Source organism: Bradyrhizobium sp. USDA 3650 (assembly GCF_054057395.1).
Genome location: NZ_JBSRZG010000001.1, coordinates 1 through 18,274 on the forward strand (window position 1 = coordinate 1; position 18,274 = coordinate 18,274).

Genomic DNA, 18,274 nt, shown 5'->3' on the forward strand with positions numbered 1-18,274 from the left:
AGGGAGGGATTCGAACCCTCGATACAGCTTGAGACCGTATGACGCTTTAGCAAAGCGTTGCCTTCAGCCACTCGGCCACCTCTCCGGTGCGAGCCTTATGCATCTAATTACTCGGGCTGGTCAATTTGGAAGCGTGTGTTTTTGCTCGAATATTCCCAGCGAATTCCGAAACCAAGCGGTTTGCGGGGGCGACTGCCCTTGTCGCCGACCGCCCCCATCGAGTGATTCAATTGCAAGTGATTGTTTTAATTGTCTCTTTCCGCGATTCGCCACAAGCTATGGAGCGGTGATCGCTCTCAGATCGGCCGACCGGGTCCCCTGTCAGGCTGCGGGAAGGGCGCTCTCACTATATTAGTCGGGATAACTCGCTCGCCGGCTGAGGAGCTACCCCCTCGCGCCAGGCGTCGCCGCAAATCAGGAGGGCCTGTTCTGGGGGCGATCGCTCTTTCGGTTGGAACAGCGCCCTTGAGATCAAAGCGGGGAAGGGCTGCCGGGCTTGCACGCTTGCTCTTCCTTCGACTGCCCGGCTGCGCCGCTACGGATCTCATCTTACTTACGATGTCAGGACGCAGAGCATCCAGCTCGGTACCTCACCGCGAGATATCGATAGGCAACATCCGCAGCGCTTCGAGACTTATGCCTTTTCAGTCGGTCCTGACGACAACAGCGATCTCCGCAAGCGGCTCGAAAAGTCATTTCATCGCTTTGTCGATTGCGAGCACAAGCTCGACGGCCAAGTCCTGAAAGCGATCGACGATGCGCAGATCGATAGTCTTGTTGATCTTGCAGGCCATACGCACAATGCCAGGCTGTCGTTGTTTGCATCCAGTCCGGCTCCGATCGTCGTCAACTATCTTGGGTTCGCGGGAACGTCGGGGAGCAGGGGAGCTCTTCCGCTGCATCATTGCCGATCAAATCGTGCTGCCAGATCAAAACAGCCAATTCTTCGACGAGAAGGTCGTCCGTTTGCCCGGCAGCTTCATGCCGCGTGATAATCACGTCGCGACAATCGACGGTGCTGCGCCCAATCGAGTCTTCATCCGAACACTTGGCGCGCCATCGCCTCGCCGACCTCTTCCTGGATACGCTGCCCTACAACGCACATACGACGGCCAGGCATGCGTTGTGGGCTGGTCTGCCGGTAGTGACCCATATCGGGAATAGTTTCGCCGGTCGCGTGGCGGCGAGCTTGCTGAGCGCTGTCGGCCTCCCTGAGCTGATCACGCGAACGCGTGCGGATTATGAAGCACTCGCGATCGAACTGGCGCTTGATAAACAGAAGCTGGCGGATATTCGCCGAAGGCTGCAAGGGAGCCACCTGGCCGCATCACTGTTTGATGCCGCGCTCTACGCCAAGCGGCTGGAGACAGCTTTCGAGGCTATGTATCAACGACATCAGGACGGCTTGGCGCCGGATCATATCGAAGTTCAAGCGCGCGGATCGCAGCCGCTTAATGGTCAGGCCAGCCAGTTCCCGAAGCGGTGGCCCGCGCCGAGTCCTTGGGAGTCCTTGGTTGATTCCACGATTCGACCGGCTCAGACCCAGAGCAGAGCGTCTCCGCGGATGTGGGCAGTCCTTGCCGGAACTTTTGACGGCAATGAAACCTGCCGAAAAAGCACAGCAGATTCAATGCCTTACAAAGCCGCTCTGATCACATCTGCGTGTTATTTGTGCAACACCCGCCGGAAAACACGCTCCATCGGCCGGTTCTGAAGCGTTCTGTTGTTGTGTGTGCAAGGGCGTTCGGTAATTGTGACTGAGCGACGGAGGGGGGCATCCCGAGGTCGTCCCGTCTTAGGTGGTTCGCTTAAGTCCCTCGCGTTCAGCGGGTGTGTCCGAAGGCGCGAAGCGACTAAGCGGTGAATTTAAGGGACAAGGGAACCAACCTTAGGGTGTCTTCACCCAGCGGATCCGGAACCTTCCCTATGGCAAACTTGGAGGTTTAACATGAAGTTGGTTAAGAGCCTTTTGCTCGGTTCCGCAGCGGGTCTGATCGCTGTTGGCGGAGCGCAGGCAGCCGATCTCCCCGTGAAGGCCAAAGCGGTCGAATACGTGAAGATCTGCTCCCTGTACGGTGCGGGTTTCTACTACATCCCCGGCACTGACACCTGCATCAAGCTGGGTGGTTATCTGCGCGCTGAAGTCGCGCTGAACACCAACTCGGACTACAGCGGTCAGCAATCCGGTAACAACGGTGCGCGCAACCGCCTGACGAACTACTACACCATGCGCGCTCGTGAAGATCTCAACATCGACACGCGCACCGCGACCGAATACGGCGTCGTCCGTACCTTCTTTGACGGCGTGTTCTCGTGGACGACCGGCAATTATCAGGGAACCGGCAGCGCGACCGGCGGCACTGCCTACAGCAGCACGCTGGCGCTCAACACCTCCGGCGCGGCCCCGGCGCTCGTCGGTGGGTCGATCAACGGCAACGACGGCGGCACCTCGGGCGGTTCGCTCGGCGTGTACTACGCCTTCATCCAGTTCGCTGGCTTCACCATGGGTAAGGCCGTGTCGCAGTTCGACGCGCCCTGGACCAACTATCCCGGCAACAACTTCGACAGCCTCGTCGGCGGCAGCGGCACGGTCACTGGTGTCAACCAGTTCTCCTACACCGCTGACTTCGGTCAGGGCGTGACGGCAGCGTTCTCGGCGGAAGACCGGGCGGCCTACTATGATGCCGGCAACCTGAACATGACCGGCGCGACTGCGGGCGGCATGATCGGTGGCGCTTATGGCTCCAACGGCATCGGCGCTACCCGTTCGCCGAACCTCGTCGCTATGGTCCGTGTCGACCAGGCCTGGGGTCTGTTCCAGGCGTCGGTGGCTGCGCATGACAACCACGTTGCCTACTACGGCGCCACCGAGCCGACTGGCCACCCCGACGACAAGTGGGGTTGGGCTGCTCAGCTCGCTCTGTCGATCAAGAACATCCCGACTGGTGCGGGTGACGTGATCAACATCCAGGGCGTCTACACCGATGGCGCGACCCGCTACAACTTCCAGAACCTCGCGGGCAGCAGCTACTCGATGTTCGGCGGTTCCGGCATTGCCTACCAGAGCGTCGGCTTCGCCAATGCTCCGGACACGGTGTATGTCACGGGCAGCTCGCAGGAGTCGGTCAAGACCTGGGGCTTCCGCGGTGCTTACACCCATAACTGGGATCCATACTGGAACACCGCGATCTACGGTGCCTACGCTCAGGCCCAGTACGGCACGCTTGCCAAGACCACGCTTTGCGGCGCTGGTGGTGCTGGCGGCGTGTTCGGTGGCCTCGCGGGTGTGACGGGTTGTAATCCTGACTTCGCCATCGGCCAGGTCGGTCTCATCACCCGCTGGACCCCGGTCAAGAACCTGACGTTCTCGGCCGACCTCTCCTGGACCCATCTCGACCAGAAGTACGCGGGCACTGTTGCTTACGCTGGTGCCGGCGCCACGGCCAAGCCGGCCGCTGTGTACGAGCTGAAGGATCAGGACACGCTCGTTCTGCTCCTCCGCGCTCAGCGCAACTGGTAAGTTCGGTCTAACGACCTGACAGAGAGCCCCGGCGGGAAACCGCCGGGGCTTTTTTTTGGTGGTCTTATCCCTGGGGTCGAAGAGCAGGCGATGGTCGGTAAAGCGCGATGAGATTGGGATGATCGTCATCGCGCCTCTGAGGCGCAGAGGCGGTCTCGATGCCCGGCTCTTGGTACGAAAAAGGCCGCCAAGAGAGGCGGCCTCCTGGAGTCCAAACAGAAACCGTCGTTATTTCACGTCGAGGGTTCGGCAGTAGTTGGAGCTCTCAATGCTGGTCCAGCCCCTCTCCATCCTGTTGGTTTGGCACTCGTAGAAGGTTTTGAAGTTGAGAACGTTTCTGCAATTGTGACCCACACCACTGGACAGGGAGCATTGGACCCTAGGATCATTGCTGGTTTCGGCTGCGACTTTCAGCGGGGCGGCGCTCAACGGCACGATCGACATCGAGACAAGAGCAAAAGCGGACATTGCCAACGTCTTCATAGCTTTCCTCCTTTTCTTGGTGGTTGGGACGGCAGATCTCTGTCCCGAAATGGATACTACCAAAGCGAGCGTGGGCTGTCTCACTCAATTCGGCATATCTGGGTGATCGGGGGACCTGCTTTCGCTTCGAAAGAAGATGCCGCTATTCCACGCTGCCGGCGCCGCGGCGCAAATCGGCCTCGATCTGCAACCGCGTGCCGCCGCCGAAGCGCGCGCGGTAGACCTGAAGGTTCTCCATGATCCGTTGCACGTAGTTGCGTGTCTCGGAGAACGGGATCAGCTCGACCCAGTCGACCGCGTCCACCTTGGGATCGCGCGGATCGCCGTAGCGATCGATCCACTTCTTCACACTGCCGCGGCCGGCATTATAGGCCGCAAAGGTCATGATGTAGGAGCCGCGATAGTCCTCGAGCAGCCCACCGAGCTCGGCCGAGCCGAGCGTGGCGTTGTAGGCCGAATCGTTCTTCAGACGTCCCAGATCGTAGGTCCCGCCGTGCCGCTTGCAGACATAGCGCGCGGCGTCCGGCGTCACCTGCATCAGGCCATAGGCCTGTGCCGGCGAGACCACACGGGGATTGAAGGCGCTCTCCTGCCGCGCGATGGCGTAGATGATGCTGCGCTCGACCTCGGGGCCGATCGGCGTGAACTGCGGAATGCCGTTGACGGGATAGGCGTAGAAATCGAACGGCAGGCCGCGATTGAGCGCGGCCTTGCCGAGCAGCAGCATGCCGCGCGCGTCGCTGTGGCGCTGGGTGAGCTCGCCGAGGCCGGCTAGCGCTTCGGGATCGCCGTTCTCGCCCATGTCGGCGAGAACAGGTATCGCCATCTCGCGCTCGTCGAGCTCGTAGAGCAGCTGCGCGGCGCGCACGATCTCCAGCCGTTCGGCACCGCGGCTGCGCGGCGGAGCGTTGAGCTCGATCTGCGGCAGGCCGAGCTTGGCGCGTGCGAGCTGGCCGTAATAGCTGGTGGATTGCTCGGCTGCCCGCGCGTAGGCGTTGCGCGCCTCCTGCTGACGGCCTGCGGCTTCGGCGGCGCGGCCCTGCCAATAGCCGGCGCGCGCCAGCGTGGTCGGATTGACGCTGCCGATCCCGATGCGGGCAAAATGCTGGGTGGCGGCCGCGGGATCGTTGAGGAAGCGCAATGCGATCCAGCCGGCCGTGAACTCCTGCTCGGTCTTGTAGATGTCGCGCGAGGGCAGGGCGGCATCGCGCGCGATCAGATAGGCGCTGCGGAATTCCTCCGTGTCGATCATCTTGCGCGCCAGCAGGCGCCGCTCGATCCACCATTCGTCGAGATTGTAGAGCCGGCCCGGATCCTTCGGTGCCGACAGCATGAGCTGGGCAGCTTCCGCAAATTTCTCCTCGCGGCGCAGCAGCTGAATCTTGCTGAAGATGAAGCCGGGATCGCCGTGCAGCTCGCGCGGCACGGCTTCGAGCAGCGCACGAGCGTTCGGCGCTTTCTTGAGGGAGGCGATGCGGGCCTTGGCGAGTGCGACATAGCCGGCCCCGAGGCGCTTTGCAGCACGCAGTGCGGCCTCGTTCTCGCTGCCGTAGAGCAGCGTGTCCATCCGTGCCTTCTGATCGCCGGGCGTCAGCAGCGCGCCGAACTGGTCGAGTGCGTTGTTCTCGGTGTCTTCCGACATCGGGTCGCTACGCCAGGCATCGCGCACCAGACGTTCGGCGTTGGCGCGGTCGCCGCGCGCCAGCATCGCCTTGGCGAGCGTGAAGCGGCCCTTGGCGGACACGGGCGATTCGTTCTCGAACCACGACCACGCGACCTGGTCGTCGCGCCTGTCGTCCCACATCGCGGCCTCCAGGCGCCGGCGCAGAAAGGTCTGCGACGGCCAGCTCGGATTGGCGGAGAGGAAGGCGCGGTAGCGCTCCACGGTCGCGCCATTGTCCTCGCTGCGCAGGATGATCCATTCCGCGAGTTTTCGCGCCACGGGATCCGAGATCGTGGCCGCGGCATTGGTAGCGTCGCCCGCCTTGCGCTTGCGCACGAGCTCGATCACGGTCTCCAGCGTGTCCTTGTCGGCTTGCGACGTCGACGAGGTCGCGGCAACCGCAGCCGGTGTGATCGGCTTGCGCGGGGCGGCATGCTGGCGGGTCGCAGGAGCCAGGACAGGAGCAGCGACGGGCTTGGTGGCGGCCGGGGCGGTCGGTCTGACGGTGGCCGTCGCCGCCGGCGCGGGGGCGGTCTTCGGGGCCGAGCCGCCAGCGGTCGACGTTGACTTTGGCGCGGCAGCCGTAGGCTTCAGCTTGTCCTTCGCAGGTTCCTTGCCTGCGGTCTTGCCAGCATCCTTGCCAGCATCCTTGCCCGCATCCTTGGCAGGCTTCTTCGCAACATCCTTGGCGGGGGCACTGGGCGCGCCCTTGCTTGCCCCCTTGCTTGCCCCCTTGGCGGCGTCCTTCGGAGTTTCCTTGCCGGTTCCCTTGGACGCACCTTTCGCAGTGTCCTTGGCGGCTGGCTTCGCGGTATCCTTGGCGGTTTCCGCGGTTGTCTCGTTGGATTTGGCCCAGGCGGCGCAGCCGGCCGACAGCCCTGCCATCAGGCACACGATCAGGCCGGTGGATCGCCATGCGGCGCGCGGAAATGAGATCACGGCGTTTCGTCGCCCCGAATCAGTCAATTGGCTCAAGACCTAGCTGTACAAGATCTGGCTGTATTTGATTGAATATGCGGACAAATTACCAACAGCCGCTTACCTTCGCCCGGTTTGCACCACCACCGCGGCAAAATCGCGGCCTAAACGGTGCGTGAGACGGGAGCGGGTCTTTTACCGACGGGATAGACCCGATATGAATGCGGCCTGCGCTCAAGATTGCCGCGTACGGAGGAAGTCCATGGCAGCCAAGACAAAATTCCGGGGATCGTTCACCGCCTTGGTCACGCCGTTCAAGAACGGCTCGCTGGACGAGGCGGCGTTTCGCTCCCTGGTCAACTGGCAGATTTCAGAGGGCACCAACGGCCTGGTTCCCGTCGGCACCACCGGAGAGAGCCCGACGCTGAGCCATGACGAGCACAAGAAGGTCGTCGAATGGTGCATCGAGGAAGCGAAAGGCCGCGTGCCTGTCGTCGCCGGCGCCGGCTCCAACTCGACCAAGGAGGCGATCGAGCTCGCCCAGCACGCCGAGAAGGCGGGCGCCAATGCGGTTCTGGTCGTGACGCCCTACTACAACAAGCCGACCCAGGAAGGCATGTACCAGCACTTCAAGGCGATCAACGACGCGATCGGGATTCCGATCATCATCTACAACATTCCGCCGCGCTCGGTGATCGACATGTCGGTCGACACCATGGCGCGGCTGTGGGAGCTGAAGAACATCGCCGGCGTCAAGGACGCCACCGCCAGCATGGTCCGCGTCTCGCAGCAGCGCGCGGCGATGGGCGAGGACTTCAACCAGCTCTCGGGCGAGGATGCGACCATCCTCGGTTACATGGCCCATGGCGGCCATGGCTGTATCTCGGTGACCTCGAACGTCGCGCCGCGGCTGTGCTCGGAGTTCCAGGCCGCCTGGGCGAAGGGCGATCATGCCACCGCGCTGAAGCTGCACGACAAGCTGATGCCGCTGCACAACAACCTCTTCATCGAGAGCAATCCGGCGCCGATCAAGTACGCGCTGTCGCTGCTCGGCAAGCTCGACGAGACGCTGCGGCTGCCGATGGTGCCGGTCACCGAACCGACCCGCGTTGCCGTGCGTAGCGCGATGGTTCATGCTGGCCTCATCAACTGACGCGCTAGCCGATGAGGGAGCTTTTCATGGCGATCGAGGAAAGAGGCACGCGGATGCTCACGGAGTTCCGCGAGTTCGCCATGAAGGGCAACGTCGTCGACCTCGCGGTCGGCGTTATCATCGGCGCGGCCTTCGGCGCCATCGTGACGTCGCTGGTCGGCGACGTGATCATGCCGATCATCGGTGCGGCCACCGGCGGTCTCGACTTCTCGAACTACTTCACGCCGCTTTCGGGCAAGGTCACCGCCGCAAATCTCGCGGACGCGAAAAAGCAGGGTGCCGTCTTGGCTTGGGGCAACTTCCTCACGCTGACGATCAACTTCATCATCATTGCCTTCGTGCTGTTCCTGGTGATCCGTGCCATGAACAAGTTGAAGCGCAAGGACGAGGCAGAGCCTGCCGCTCCGCCGAAGCCGTCGGCCGAGGTCGAGCTGCTGACCGAGATCCGCGATCTCCTCAAGAAGTCTTGACGCGCGCGCTTCATCCAAACTGTTAGCGTCCTCGCGCATCTCGATCAGGTTTGTTTTCCATGGCCGACAAGAACGAACGTCCGATCAAGGTCATGGCGGAAAATCGCAAGGCCCGCTTCAACTATGCGATCGAGGATACGATCGAGGTCGGCATTGCGTTGACCGGCACCGAGGTCAAGTCGATCCGCAACGGCAAGAGCACGATCGCGGAATCCTACGCCGATTCCAAGAACGGCGAGATCTGGCTGATCAACGCCACCATTCCGGAATATCTCCAGGGCAACCGCTTCAATCACGAGCCCAAGCGGCCGCGAAAACTGCTGCTGCATCGCAAGCAGATCAACAAGCTGATGGGCGCGGTCGACCGCGAAGGCATGACGCTGATCCCGCTCAAGCTTTACTTCAACGAGCGTGGTCGCGCGAAACTGCAGCTCGCGGTTGCAAAAGGTAAGAAGCTGCACGACAAGCGCGAGTCCGAGAAGAAGCGCGACTGGAGCCGGGAGAAGGGCCGCCTGATGCGGGCGAGGGGATAGCGGGATGACTCAGAGAAACCTGCTCGAGGTCGATTGGACCCGGATTCCCGCACCCGCGGATGACGGCGGCGCCGCGCACCTGAAAGGCATGACGCTGCCGCCGGTCAGCCTGCTCGCCACTGACGACACGTCGGTCGCGCTGTCGGCGCTGCGTGGCCGGACTGTGGTGTTCGCCTATCCGCGCACCGGCGAGCCCGGCAAGATCGCGCTGGTCGACGATTGGGACATGATCCCGGGCGCGCGCGGTTGCACGCCGCAGACTTGCGCATTTCGCGATCTGTTCGCCGAGCTGAAGGCCGTCGGCGCCGCGCAGGTGTACGGCCTCTCGACCCAGAGCAACGCATACCAGACCGAGATGGCCTCGCGGCTGCATCTGCCGTTCCCGGTGCTCTCGGACGAGAAGCTGGCGCTGACGCGCGCCCTGAATTTGCCGACCATGGAGGTCGCGGGCCTGACGCTGATCAAGCGCCTCGCGCTGATCGTCGACGACGCCAGGATCACGCATGTGTTCTATCCGGTGTTTCCGCCCGACCGAAACGCCGGCGATGTCCTGGACTGGCTGAAGGCCAATCCCGCCACGGGCTAGTCGAAGGATTAGTCGAGGTCGGCCTTCACCTTCGCGAACACGGAGCGGAACATGTCCGGCGTCAGCACGCGGGTGTTCGTGTTGTAGCGGGAGCAGTGATAGCTGTCGTAGAGCCTGAATGCGCCGGCCTGATGCACGGCGCCGTGGCCGAAGGGGGCCTGTGATCCCTTCAGGTTCAGCGGCTTGAGCACGGTGTCGTGCGCAATGCGCCCGAGGGCGACGATCGCGCGCAGGTTCGGCATCGTTGCGAGATTCGCCGCGAGGAACTGCCGGCAGGTGTTGATCTCGACCGGCAGCGGCTTGTTCTGCGGCGGCACGCAATGCACCGCATTGGCGATCCGACAGTCGACCAGCTTCAGGCCGTCGTCGGGACGCGCCTGATATTTGCCCCTGGCGAAGCCGTATTCGAGCAGCGTCGCGTAGAGCAGGTCGCCGGCATAATCGCCGGTGAAGGGACGGCCGGTGCGGTTGGCGCCCTGCATTCCCGGCGCAAGGCCGACGATCAGCAGGCGCGCCTTGATGTCGCCGAAAGGCGCAACCGGTGCGTTGTGCCACAATGGCTCGCGCGCGCGGTTCGCCTCGCGAAAGGCGACCAGGCGCGGACAGAGCGGACAGTCACGGTCGGGGACGAGGCTGAGAGGCTGGCGGCTTGACCGGGCCGCCTCACTCCTCGAAGTCGTCATCGCCCCTCGCCGGCGCCATCGTGGTCGCGCGCTGGAGGAACTGCGGGGCGTGGTGGCGCGCCTCGCGGTCGCCGCGGTCACGCGGGGCGGGGCGTTCGGACGGGTCGCGACCGAGCTTGGACTGCAGCTCGACGAGGTCGGTGAAGACGTCGGCCTGGCGGCGCAGCTCGTCGGCGATCATCGGCGGCTGGCTCGCGATCGTGGAAATCACGGTGACCCGCACGCCGCGGCGCTGAACGGCCTCGACCAGGGAGCGGAAGTCGCCGTCACCGGAGAACAGCACCATCTGGTCGATGTGCTCGGCGAGCTCCATGGCGTTCACGGCGAGCTCGATGTCCATGTTGCCCTTGACCTTGCGGCGGCCGGAGGCGTCGATGAACTCCTTGGTCGCCTTGGTGACGACGGTGTAGCCGTTGTAGTCGAGCCAGTCGATCAGCGGCCGGATCGAGGAGTACTCCTGATCCTCGATGATGGCGGTGTAGTAGAACGCCCTCAGCAGCGTCCCGCGACTCTGAAACTCCTTCAGCAGGCGCTTGTAATCGATATCGAAGCCCAGAGTTTTCGCCGTCGCGTAGAGATTGGCTCCATCGATGAAGAGCGCGATCTTGTCGGAAGAGGAAGGTGACATTCAGTTTGCTCGCGTAGAGTTCGTGATTGATCGTTTATTGTTGGCGCGGCGACAGCAAGCCGCGCACTTCTAAAGTCCCGCCGAAACCCGTCGAAACCGCAAATCCGGAGAAGTCGGGGCAATCAAGGTATAGTTATGGCCAACTTGCACACTCCCGGCGCCGCCGTCCCCAGCGGCCCGGGAAACCACCCATCCCAGCCCCAATGTGGGGGTAGCAGAGCCGTTTGGCGAGGCCAAATCACAAATTGGCCTTGCGAAACCCTCCCGGCCCCTATAACTACCGCCATTCATCCACATATTTCGTCCCACCCACAACGGAGCGACAGTCGATGGCTCGCGTCACCGTAGAAGATTGTATCGACAAGGTCGACAACCGGTTTGACCTGGTCCTGCTGGCCGCCCACCGCGCCCGCATGATTTCGTCTGGTTCACAACTAACGGTTGACCGCGATAACGACAAGAACCCTGTTGTGTCTTTGCGCGAAATTGCTGAGACCACCATTTCGCCGGAGGACCTCCGCGAGGAGCTGGTGCACTCGCTGCAGAAGTTCGTCGAGGTCGACGAGCCCGAGCCGGACACCGTGCCGCTGATCGGTTCCGCCGGTGCGAGCGTGGATGCAGACGATACCGAAGTCGCCGTTGAGCGCATGACGGAAGAGGAGCTCCTGAAGGGTCTCGAAGGCCTGGCGCCGCCCGAGGAGCAGCCCGAGGAGGACGAGTAATCGTCCCATCGCGCTCATCGACTTCTTTGTGATCTGATCAAAGGCCCGAACCGTTGTTCGGGCCTTTGCTTTTGTTGGCGTTTTCGTGGTTACCATAGCGTGGTCGGTTCGCGCCTGTTCCTGTCACTGAATTGATCGGACACGCGCGCGATCGGAGCTAAGATGTATACAACGGGCTGTGTGGTGGTCCGTTTGAAGGCAGGACGGCATGGTATATCGACGCCGCACACCAGCGCAGATGCAGGCCGCAACCGAATCGGTTGCCGTGGCCCCGACTGCGCCGGTGGCTCGCCCGGCGAAGCCTCGCGCACGCATGATGCGTCAATATGACCTCGTCGAGCGCGTCAGGTCCTACAATCCCAACACCGACGAAGATTTGCTGAACCGCGCCTATGTCTACGCCATGAAGGCGCACGGCTCGCAGACCCGCGCCTCGGGCGACCCGTACTTCTCCCATCCGCTCGAAGTGGCGGCGATTCTGACCGACCTGAAGCTCGACGACGCCACCATCGTGGCTGCGCTGCTGCACGACACGATCGAGGACACCGAAGCGACGCGGGCCGAGATCGACCAGATCTTCGGGCCCGAGATCGGCGCACTGGTCGAGGGCCTGACCAAGCTGAAGCGGCTGGAGCTGGTGTCGCGGGAGGCCAAGCAGGCCGAGAATCTGCGCAAATTGTTGCTGGCCATTGCCGACGACGTCCGCGTGCTCCTGGTGAAGCTCGCCGACCGCCTGCACAACATGCGCACGCTGGACTTCGTACCGACGGAATCGCGACGGCGCATTGCCGAGGAGACGCTCGACATTTATGCGCCGCTGGCAGGGCGCATGGGCATGCAGGAAATGCGCGAGGAGCTGGAGGACCTGTCGTTCCGGACCCTCGACCCGGAAGCCTATTCGGTGGTGATGCAGCGGCTCGATGCGCTGGCCGAGCGCAACCGCAATCTGATCGGCGAAATCGAGGACCAGCTCTCCAACAATCTGCGGCATCGGGGCCTGGGGGCGCGGGTCTATGGCCGCCGCAAGAAGCCATTCTCGATCTGGACCAAGATGGAGCGCAAGTCGGTCGGCTTCGAGCAATTGTCCGACATCTTCGGCTTCCGCGTTGTGGTCAACGACATCGAGGCTTGCTACCGCGCGCTCGGCATCGTCCACACAAACTGGCCGGTCGTACCCGGGCGGTTCAAGGACTACATCTCGACGCCGAAGCAGAACGACTACCGCTCGATCCACACCACCGTGATCGGCCCCGGCAACCAGCGCGTCGAGTTGCAGATCCGCACCGAGGCGATGGACCAGATCGCCGAGCGCGGCATCGCCGCGCACGTATTCTACAAGGAAGGCGTGGGCTCGCCGACCGAATTTCTCAAGCGCGAGTCCAATGCGTTCGCCTGGTTGCGCCACACCATCGGCATCCTCTCGGAGAGCGCCAACCCCGAGGAATTCCTCGAGCACACCAAGCTCGAGCTGTTCCACGACCAGGTGTTCTGCTTCACCCCGAAGGGCAAGCTGATCGCGCTGCCGCGCCATGCCAATGTGATCGACTTCGCCTATGCCGTGCATACCGACGTGGGCAACAGTGCGGTGGGCTGCAAGATTAACGGCCAGTTTGCGCCGCTGTCCTCGGAGCTTCAGAACGGCGACGAGGTCGAGGTGCTGACCTCGGAAGCGCAAGCTGCGCCGCCGTCGGCCTGGGAAACGCTCGCGGTCACCGGCAAGGCGCGTGCCGCGATCCGCCGCGCCACCAGGACTGCGGTGCGCGATCAATATGTCGGTCTCGGCCGGCGCATCGTCGAGCGCCTGTTCGAGCGCGCCAAGATCGAATACGCCGACGACAAGCTCAAAGGCGCGCTGCCGCGACTCGCGCGGACCTCGATCGAGGACGTCATGGCGGCTGTGGGACGCGGCGAGATCAAGGCCTCCCACGTCGCGCGTGCGATGTATCCCGACTACAAGGAGGAGCGCATCGCGCGCTACGGCGTCAAGAAGGGGCTTACCAGCAAGCTCAAGGAGAAGTCGTCCGAACCGCCGCGCAGCCCGGTCGCGATCCCGATCCGCGGCATCAATTCCGACCTGCCGGTGAAGTTCGCGCCGAACGGCGGCGCAGTGCCCGGTGACCGCATCATCGGCATCGTCACGCCGGGCGAGGGCATCACCATCTACCCGATTCAGGCGCCGGCCCTGAAGGATTTCGAGGAAGAGCCGGAGCGCTGGCTCGACGTGCGCTGGGACATCGAGGACTCCACGCCACAGCGCTTCCCGGCCCGCATCAAGGTCGAGAATGTCAACGAGCCCGGCGCGCTGGCGCAGATCGCGACCGTGATCGCCGAGCACGACGGCAACATCGACAATATCAGCATGCAGCGCCGCTCACCGGACTTCACGGAGACGACGATCGATCTCGAAGTCTACGATCTCAAGCATTTGAGCGCGATCCTGGCCCAGCTGCGCGCGAAGGCGGTCGTCGCCCGCGCCGAACGTGTTAATGGATAGACGCCTTCCGTCCCGGTCTATCCCTGTGATTCCGTGAGTCCCGAAATGCCTGCACCTCCGCTCCGCCTCGGCGTCAATGTCGACCATGTCGCGACCCTGCGTAACGCGCGCGGCGGCCGCAATCCCGATCCGGTGCGCGCGGCGCTGCTGGCGATCGAGGCCGGTGCCGACGGCATCACCGCCCATTTGCGCGAGGATCGCCGGCACATCCGCGACGAGGACATGGCGCGGCTGAAAGCCGAGATCTCCAAGCCGCTCAATTTCGAGATGGCGGCGACCGACGACATGATGCGCATTTCGCTCGCCACCAGGCCGCACGCGGTGTGCCTCGTGCCGGAGCGGCGCCAGGAGGTGACGACCGAAGGCGGGCTCGACGTCGTCGGCCAACACAATGCGCTGGCGCCCTATATCGCGCGGCTGAACGATGCCGGCATCCGGGTGTCGCTGTTCATCGCGGCCGATCCCGCCCAGATCGAGATGGCAGCGCGGCTGCGCGCGCCCGTGATCGAGATCCACACCGGCGCCTGGTGCGACGCCGTCGTCGACGGTCACACCGACAAGGCCGAGGCCGAATGGCGGCGGATCGTGGCGGGGGCGAAGCTGGCGAGGGAAGCGGGGCTGGAGGTTCACGCCGGACATGGGCTGGACTACGCGACGGCGGAGACGATCGCAGGCTTGCCTGAGATCATGGAGCTCAACATCGGTTACTACATGATCGGCGAAGCCCTGTTCGTGGGTCTCGCCGAGACGGTGCGCAGCATGCGCGCGGCGATGGACCGCGGCCGGAGCCGGGCATGATCATCGGTATCGGCTCCGATCTGATCGACATCACCCGTGTCGGCAAGGTGATCGACCGCCATGGCGAGCGCTTCCTCGACCGCATCTTCACAGCGGCCGAGCGGGCCAAGGCGGAGCGGCGCGCCAAGAACGAGAAGATGGTGGTGGCGACCTACGCCAAGCGCTTCGCCGCCAAGGAGGCTTGCTCCAAGGCCCTCGGCACCGGCATCAGGCGCGGCGTGTGGTGGCGCGACATGGGGGTGGTCAACCTGCCGGGAGGGCGGCCAACCATGCAATTGACGGGCGGGGCGCTGGCCCGGCTCCAGGCCCTGACGCCGGAGGGGTTCGCGGCGCAGATCGACCTGTCGATCACGGATGACTGGCCGTTGGCACAGGCCTTCGTCATCATTTCCGCCGTGCCGCTGGCCAAACCCTGACGGTACTCCGATCATTTTATAATTCGCGTTCAAAATCAAACGCTTATGCAGTTTTGATGCGATCCTTGATTGCGTGGCCTCCGACAACCGTCTAAAAGTCCACGGACGCAAATCAGGCTGGGCGAATTCGGCTTTACGCCGGAATTGGCCCTCATTATCAGAATCAGGACAATCTCCTTGGGCCGCGAGCGATGGGCTGCTCGCGCGAGGAGGGCGCTCTGTGACCGCCGGCCGGAATTGAGAGAGCAATGAGCGTGACTTCAGGAACGAAAACTGAGAGCGGCGTCGGCGAAACGATCCGGGTCGTGATCCACGCTCTCCTGATCGCGCTGGTGATCCGCACCTTCCTGTTCCAGCCGTTCAACATCCCATCCGGCTCGATGAAGGCGACGTTGCTCGTCGGCGACTATCTGTTCGTCTCGAAATATTCCTACGGCTACAGCCACTATTCGATCCCGTTCTCGCCGCCGCTGTTCTCGGGGCGGATCTGGGGCTCGGACCCGAACCGCGGCGACATCGTCGTATTCCGCCTGCCGAAGGATGATTCCACCGACTACATCAAGCGCGTGATCGGCCTGCCCGGCGACCGCATCCAGATGCGGGACGGGCTGCTCTACATCAACGACACGCCGGTCGAGCGGCAGCGCATGAGCGAATTTGTCGGCGAGGACCCCTGCGGCGCCGAAGGCAGCGGCGTCTCCCGGGTGAAGCGCTGGAAGGAAACGCTGCCGAACGGGGTGTCCTACGAGACGCTGGACTGCGCCGACAACGGCTACGTCGACAACACCAATGTCTACACCGTGCCGACCGGCCACTTCTTCATGATGGGCGACAACCGCGACAATTCCACCGACAGCCGCTTCCTCGGCCAGGTCGGCTACGTGCCGCAGGAGAATTTGATTGGGCGCGCCCAGATGATCTTCTTCTCGATCGCCGAAGGCGAGCATGCCTGGATGTTCTGGCGCTGGCCGTGGGCGGTGCGCTGGAATCGCTTCTTCAAAATCGTCCGATGAAAGACGAAGCCAAGGACATCGCGACCCTGCCGACCGAGGCGCAAGCGGGCCCCGACGGCGAAGCTGCGACCAAGAGCCTTGAGAGCAAGACGCCTGAAAACAAAACGCCTGCAAAGAAGAAGCGGGTGCGGAGCAGCAAGGCCAGGGGCTCGGATGCGAACGCGGGGCTCGAGGCACGCATCGGCTACAGCTTTGCCGATCCGAACCTCTTGATGCAAGGCATCACGCATGTCTCCGCGCTGAAGTCCGGGCGCAAGCGCGGCGACAGCTATCAGCGGTTGGAATTCCTCGGCGACCACGTGCTCGGGCTCGTCGTCTCCGACATGCTCTATCACGCCTTCCCGAACGCCGATGAAGGCGAGATGTCCAAGCGACTTGCCGAACTGGTGCGCAAAGAGAGCTGCGCCGATGTCGCCAAGTCGCTCGGTCTGCTCGACGACATCAAGCTCGGCTCGGTCGGCCCCAGCGCCGACGCGCGCCTGCGCAAGAGCGTGCTCGGCGACATCTGCGAGGCCGTGATCGGCGCCGTCTTCCTCGATGGCGGCTACGCGGCGGCGGCCGATTTCGTCAAGCGCAACTGGACCGAGCGCATGCACAAGCCGCGACGTCCCTTGCGCGATCCCAAGACCGTTCTCCAGGAATGGGCGCAGGGCAAGGGATTGCCGACGCCCGTTTACCGCGAGGTCGAGCGCACCGGCCCGCATCATGATCCGCAATTCCGCGTCGCGGTCGATCTTCCGGGACTCGCTCCGGCGGAAGGCATCGGCGGCAGCAAGCGCGCGGCAGAGAAGGTGGCAGCTTCAGTGATGATCGAACGTGAAGGCGTTGGCGGCGGCAATGACGGTTGAAGCAAGCGGCGAAGCGCCCACTGCCACGCGCTGCGGCTTCGTCGCGCTGATCGGCGCGCCCAATGTCGGCAAATCCACGCTGGTCAATGCGCTGGTCGGGGCCAAGGTCACGATCGTCTCGCGCAAGGTGCAGACCACGCGCGCGCTGATCCGCGGCATCGTGATCGAGAACAATTCGCAGATCATCCTGGTCGATACGCCCGGCATCTTCCTGCCCAAGCGCCGGCTCGACCGCGCCATGGTCTCGACCGCCTGGAGCGGCGCGCATGACGCGGACCTCGTCTGCGTGCTGCTGGATGCCAAGGCCGGCATCGACGAGGAGGCCGAGGCGATCCTCACCAAGGTCGCCAGCGTCAAGCACGAGAAGATTTTGGTCATCAACAAGGTCGACCTGGTCCAGCGCGAGAAGCTGCTGGCGCTGGCGCAGGCCGCCAACGAGCGCATGGCCTTCGCAAAGACCTTCATGATCGCGGCGATCTCCGGCGACGGCGTCGACGACCTCAGGCATACACTGGCCGAGATCGTGCCGCCGGGGCCGTTCCTCTATCCCGAAGACCAGATGTCGGACGCGCCGATGCGGCAGCTCGCGGCGGAGATCACGCGCGAGAAGATCTTTCGCAAGCTGCACCAGGAATTGCCCTACCAGTCCACGGTCGAGACCGACAAGTGGGAGGAGCGCAAGGACAAATCGGTGCGCATCGAGCAGACGATTTTCGTCGAGCGCGAAAGCCAGCGCAAGATCGTGCTCGGCGCGGGCGGCGCCACCATCAAGTCGATCGGAGCGGACTCGCGCAAGGAGATCGGCGAGATCCTGGGCGTGCCGGTGCACCTGTTCCTGTTCGTCAAGGTGCGCGAGAACTGGAGCGACGATCCCGATCGCTACCGCGAGATGGGCCTGGAATTTCCCAAAGAATAACCAAGAAAAGATCGGTCGGCGATGAGCGTACCCAGCAACGTACGGCGCTTCGAAGCGTTGCTCTATGCATCGTTGATGCTGGATGCCTTGTCGGTGGCGGTGCAGGACCGCACGCCAAATGCCGAGATGACCGAACAGATGATCATGACGTCGTCGCTGCTTGCCGGCGGCATGATCCTGCTGCTGGTGTATTTCGTCCGGCTGGCCGCGCGCGGGCGCAAGAACTGGCCGCGCTGGGTGCTGGCGGCAGCGCTCGTATTGTCGGTGATCTCGCTCGGCCAGATCATCGGCGAGAAAGGCATGGAACTCGACAGCGCCATCGAGATCGTCTCCTGCGTGCTGACGGCGATGGGATTGTACTTCTCGTTCCGCGGCGACGCGCAGGGCTGGTTCAACGCGTAAGGCGTCGGGTGGATTGGCGGCGCGCAAT

18 protein-coding genes are annotated in these 18,274 nt (G+C 63.4%); 15 read left to right on the forward strand and 3 right to left on the reverse strand.

All coding sequences use genetic code 11. From position 1 onward, the window contains the following. The first annotated feature begins 602 nt into the window (after positions 1-602). The 3 genes from ACVIN2_RS00005 (at position 603) to ACVIN2_RS00015 (ending at position 3,520) form a co-directional block, all read left to right on the forward strand. Positions 603-992: an O-linked N-acetylglucosamine transferase family protein gene (locus ACVIN2_RS00005; RefSeq protein WP_456769613.1), complete on the forward strand. Its 390-nt coding sequence runs from the start codon at positions 603-605 to the stop codon at positions 990-992. Positions 993-1,015: 23 nt separating this feature from the next. Continuing rightward, the gene (locus ACVIN2_RS00010) at positions 1,016-1,714 is read left to right on the forward strand and encodes an O-linked N-acetylglucosamine transferase family protein (protein WP_456764009.1); all 699 of its coding nucleotides are present in this window, start codon (positions 1,016-1,018) and stop codon (positions 1,712-1,714) included. A 234-nt stretch (positions 1,715-1,948) separates the two neighbouring features. Further along, positions 1,949-3,520: a porin gene (locus ACVIN2_RS00015; protein WP_456764010.1), complete on the forward strand. Its 1,572-nt coding sequence runs from the start codon at positions 1,949-1,951 to the stop codon at positions 3,518-3,520. Positions 3,521-4,145: 625 nt separating this feature from the next. On the opposite strand, the gene ACVIN2_RS00020 is transcribed toward ACVIN2_RS00015, so the two are convergent. Continuing rightward, positions 4,146-6,551: a transglycosylase SLT domain-containing protein gene (locus tag ACVIN2_RS00020; protein ID WP_456769614.1), complete on the reverse strand. Its 2,406-nt coding sequence runs from the start codon at positions 6,549-6,551 to the stop codon at positions 4,146-4,148. Between the two features lie 295 nt (positions 6,552-6,846). Between ACVIN2_RS00020 and dapA the strand changes: the two genes are divergently transcribed. The 4 genes from dapA to ACVIN2_RS00040 are packed head-to-tail and all read left to right on the forward strand — an operon-like array spanning position 6,847 to position 9,326. Next, on the forward strand, positions 6,847-7,737 hold the full coding sequence (dapA, locus tag ACVIN2_RS00025; RefSeq protein WP_007603384.1) for a 4-hydroxy-tetrahydrodipicolinate synthase: 891 nt from the start codon (positions 6,847-6,849) through the stop codon (positions 7,735-7,737). A gap of 53 nt (positions 7,738-7,790) precedes the next feature. After that, entirely contained in the window at positions 7,791-8,207 is a 417-nt protein-coding gene (mscL, locus tag ACVIN2_RS00030; RefSeq protein WP_027567293.1) for a large conductance mechanosensitive channel protein MscL, read from the forward strand. A 59-nt stretch (positions 8,208-8,266) separates the two neighbouring features. After that, positions 8,267-8,740, forward strand: a complete 474-nt coding sequence (smpB, locus tag ACVIN2_RS00035) for an SsrA-binding protein SmpB (protein WP_027518360.1) — start codon at positions 8,267-8,269, stop codon at positions 8,738-8,740. A gap of 4 nt (positions 8,741-8,744) precedes the next feature. After that, a complete protein-coding gene (locus ACVIN2_RS00040; protein WP_456764011.1) occupies positions 8,745-9,326 on the forward strand; it encodes a peroxiredoxin in 582 nt (193 codons plus the stop codon). An 8-nt stretch (positions 9,327-9,334) separates the two neighbouring features. Here ACVIN2_RS00040 and ACVIN2_RS00045 read toward each other — a convergent pair whose 3' ends face one another. Next, the gene (locus ACVIN2_RS00045) at positions 9,335-10,009 is read right to left on the reverse strand and encodes a uracil-DNA glycosylase (RefSeq protein WP_456764012.1); all 675 of its coding nucleotides are present in this window, start codon (positions 10,007-10,009) and stop codon (positions 9,335-9,337) included. Further along, positions 9,990-10,637: a LabA-like NYN domain-containing protein gene (locus ACVIN2_RS00050; protein WP_106944133.1), complete on the reverse strand. Its 648-nt coding sequence runs from the start codon at positions 10,635-10,637 to the stop codon at positions 9,990-9,992. The genes ACVIN2_RS00045 and ACVIN2_RS00050 overlap by 20 nt, the downstream gene beginning before the upstream one ends. 329 nt (positions 10,638-10,966) lie before the next feature. Between ACVIN2_RS00050 and rpoZ the strand changes: the two genes are divergently transcribed. From rpoZ to ACVIN2_RS00090, 8 genes are all read left to right on the forward strand, one after another. After that, a complete protein-coding gene (gene rpoZ / locus ACVIN2_RS00055; protein WP_007603391.1) occupies positions 10,967-11,359 on the forward strand; it encodes a DNA-directed RNA polymerase subunit omega in 393 nt (130 codons plus the stop codon). 208 nt (positions 11,360-11,567) lie between these two features. After that, the gene (locus tag ACVIN2_RS00060; protein WP_456764013.1) at positions 11,568-13,853 is read left to right on the forward strand and encodes a RelA/SpoT family protein; all 2,286 of its coding nucleotides are present in this window, start codon (positions 11,568-11,570) and stop codon (positions 13,851-13,853) included. A gap of 45 nt (positions 13,854-13,898) precedes the next feature. After that, a complete protein-coding gene (locus ACVIN2_RS00065; protein ID WP_456764014.1) occupies positions 13,899-14,651 on the forward strand; it encodes a pyridoxine 5'-phosphate synthase in 753 nt (250 codons plus the stop codon). Then, entirely contained in the window at positions 14,648-15,067 is a 420-nt protein-coding gene (acpS, locus tag ACVIN2_RS00070; RefSeq protein WP_007611179.1) for a holo-ACP synthase, read from the forward strand. Before ACVIN2_RS00065 ends, acpS begins: the two co-directional genes overlap by 4 nt. Before the next feature lie 248 nt (positions 15,068-15,315). Continuing rightward, on the forward strand, positions 15,316-16,080 hold the full coding sequence (gene lepB, locus ACVIN2_RS00075; RefSeq protein WP_007603395.1) for a signal peptidase I: 765 nt from the start codon (positions 15,316-15,318) through the stop codon (positions 16,078-16,080). Further along, the gene (gene rnc / locus ACVIN2_RS00080; protein ID WP_456764015.1) at positions 16,077-16,928 is read left to right on the forward strand and encodes a ribonuclease III; all 852 of its coding nucleotides are present in this window, start codon (positions 16,077-16,079) and stop codon (positions 16,926-16,928) included. Before lepB ends, rnc begins: the two co-directional genes overlap by 4 nt. Then, the gene (era, locus tag ACVIN2_RS00085; protein WP_456764016.1) at positions 16,918-17,844 is read left to right on the forward strand and encodes a GTPase Era; all 927 of its coding nucleotides are present in this window, start codon (positions 16,918-16,920) and stop codon (positions 17,842-17,844) included. Before rnc ends, era begins: the two co-directional genes overlap by 11 nt. Before the next feature lie 21 nt (positions 17,845-17,865). Beyond that, a complete protein-coding gene (locus ACVIN2_RS00090; RefSeq protein ID WP_456764017.1) occupies positions 17,866-18,246 on the forward strand; it encodes a hypothetical protein in 381 nt (126 codons plus the stop codon). Positions 18,247-18,274 lie beyond the last annotated feature (28 nt).